The sequence below is a fragment of the Rhodococcus sp. C26F genome (genome assembly GCF_053345925.1).
Genome location: NZ_JBKFBA010000024.1, coordinates 54,426 through 57,042, shown reverse-complemented (window position 1 = coordinate 57,042; position 2,617 = coordinate 54,426). Strand labels below are relative to the sequence as shown.

Here is a 2,617-nt window from a genome sequence, read left to right as displayed (position 1 = left end):
CCTCGTCGTCGTTCAGTTCCGGGGCGCCCCGAGCATCGACAATGCGAGGCCGACGTAGTTGCGGGCCAGATCGTCGACGTCCACGCGGCCGGGCCGGTACCAGCGGGCGACGTCGATCCCCAGCGACAGGATCGCCAGTGCTGCGGTGGGCACGTCGCCGACCCGGAACGCGCCGATGTCGACCCCCGAGGAGATGACCTCACGGACCACCGCGTCGGTGCGTCTGCGGATCTCCGCGATCTCGCGGTAGTGCTCCTCCGAGAGCGCATGCAGTTCGTACTGCGCGACCCGGCAGGTGGTGTGGTGCACGGCGTGGATCCGCACGAAACGGTCGACGATGGCGCGGATCCGCTCGATCGGGTCGGTGGAACTCGTGGCGGCGCTCTCGACCTCCTCGAGGACGTGGAGGTGCCCGTTGCGGCCGGCCTCGAAGAGCACGGCCTCCTTGGACGGGAAGTGCACGTAGAGCGCTGCGGGGCTCAATCCTGCGCCGACGGAGATGTCGCGGGTGGTGGTCGCGTGGTAGCCGCGGCGTGCGAAGGACTCCACCGCGGAGGCGACCAGCCGGCGCGCGACCTCGGATCCACCGCTCGGGAGCGCTGCGACAAGAGAGGCGTCGGGGGTCTGCTCGGGTGTGTCGGTCACGGGGTCCGTCCTGCGGGTCGCGGAGAAGGCGTCGTTGACATCATGCACCGTCGTTGGTCTACTGAGTGAGCGCTTAGTTCGTTCTGCTGAGTTCGTTCCTGCTGCGGCCGATATCCGAGTCGCCCGAAAGGATCCTCGATGCCTTCTCCCGTACTGTCCCGCCGCGACCTGGACTTCCTCCTGTACGACTGGCTCGACATCGAGTCCCTCACCGCTCGGAGCCGGTTCGCCGAGCACTCCCGGGAGACCTTCGACGCCGTGCTCGACCTGAGCGCCGACATCGCCACGAAGCACTTCGCGACCCACAACAAGAAGGGCGACGCCCAGGAACCCCGCATCGGCGAGGACGGTCGCGTCGAGATCATCCCCGAGGTCAAGGACGCGCTCGACCTGTTCTGCAAGGCGGGACTCCTCGCCGGCGGGTTCGACGAGGAGCACGGCGGCATGCAACTGCCGGTCACCGTGCAGCGCGCATCGATGGCGTGGTTCCAGGCCGCGAACGCCGGCACCTCGGCCTATCCCTTCCTCACCGCCGCCAACGCGAGCCTGCTGGTCACCCACGGCAGCGACGAGCAGATCGAGACGTTCGTGCCGCCGATGCTCGAGGGCCGCTTCTTCGGCACCATGTGCCTCTCCGAACCGCAGGCCGGTTCGTCGCTCGCCGACATCACCACCAGGGCCGTGCCCGCCGCCGACGGCACCTACCGGCTGACCGGCACCAAGATGTGGATCTCCGGCGGCGACCACGAACTCACCGAGAACATCGTCCACCTCGTCCTCGCCAAGATCCCCGGCGGGCCGGACGGGGTGAAGGGCATCTCGCTGTTCATCGTCCCGAAGTTCCTCGTCGAGGCCGACGGCACGCTCGGCGAACGCAACGACGTCGCCCTCGTCGGCCTCAACCACAAGATGGGCAACCGCGGCACCACCAACACCCTGCTCAACTTCGGCGAGGGCGTCCACACTCCCGGCGGCGAGGCCGGCGCGGTCGGCTACCTGCTCGGTGAGCCGCACAAGGGCCTGTCGTACATGTTCCACATGATGAACGAGGCCCGGATCGGCGTCGGCTTCCTCGCCACCTCCCTCGGCTACGCCGGGTACCTGCAGTCGCTCGACTACGCCCGTACCCGCGCGCAGGGCCGGCCGCTCGGCGCCAAGGATCCGGCCTCGCCGCAGGTGCCGCTCGTCGAACACGCCGATGTGCGCCGAATGCTGTTGGCGCAGAAGTCCTATGTCGAAGGCGCTCTCGCGCTGGGGTTGTACTGCTCGAAGCTCGTCGACGTGCAGCGCACCGCCGAGAGCGACGACGAGCGCACCCGCGCCGGTCTGCTGCTGGACCTGCTCACGCCCATCGCGAAGTCCTGGCCGTCGCAGTGGTGCCTCGAGGCCAACAGTCTCGCGATCCAGGTGCTAGGCGGCTACGGCTACACCCGCGAGTTCGACGTCGAACAGTTCTACCGCGACAACCGACTCAACCCCATTCACGAAGGCACACACGGCATCCAGGGTCTCGACCTGCTCGGCCGCAAGGTGATCATGCAGGGCGGTGCCGCTCTCGCGCTGCTCGGCGAAGCGGTGGGAGAGACCCTCGCCCGGGCGACGCAGACCGGGGGCGACGCCGCCGCCTACGCGGAGCAACTGGGCGCGGCCGTGGCGCGCGTCGCGGAGACGACCGCGACGCTGTGGTCCACCGGTGATCCCGCTGTGGCCCTGGCCAACTCGTCGGTCTACCTCGAAGCCGTCGGGCACGTGGTGGTGGCGTGGATGTGGCTCGAGCAGCTTCTCGCGGTGGGCGACCGCGAGGGCGACTTCTTCGACGGGAAGCGCGCCGCCGCACGCTACTTCTTCCGTTTCGAACTGCCCAGGACCGGACCGCAGTTCGATCTGCTCGCAAGCCTCGACCGCACGACCCTCGACGTGTCACCGTCGGTTCTGTAGCGACACCTTCCAGGTGACCGTCACCGACCCGCCG

General features: G+C 68.6%; 2 protein-coding genes. One reads left to right on the top strand and one right to left on the bottom strand.

Going from position 1 to position 2,617, the window contains the following annotated elements:
- Nucleotides 1–12 precede the first annotated feature (12 nt).
- Nucleotides 13–645, bottom strand: coding sequence for a TetR/AcrR family transcriptional regulator (locus ACLBYD_RS20830; RefSeq protein ID WP_037217077.1), 633 nt, complete (start codon nt 643–645; stop codon nt 13–15).
- A 138-nt stretch (nt 646–783) separates the two neighbouring features.
- Between ACLBYD_RS20830 and ACLBYD_RS20825 the strand changes: the two genes are divergently transcribed.
- Entirely contained in the window at nt 784–2,583 is a 1,800-nt protein-coding gene (locus ACLBYD_RS20825; RefSeq protein ID WP_447817925.1) for an acyl-CoA dehydrogenase, read from the top strand.
- Nucleotides 2,584–2,617 lie beyond the last annotated feature (34 nt).

Bases quoted from the DNA above. Each gene is read 5' to 3' on its own strand.
- ACLBYD_RS20825 (WP_447817925.1), top strand. From the start codon at position 784: ATGCCTTCTCCCGTACTGTCCCGCCGCGACCTGGACTTCCTCCTGTAC.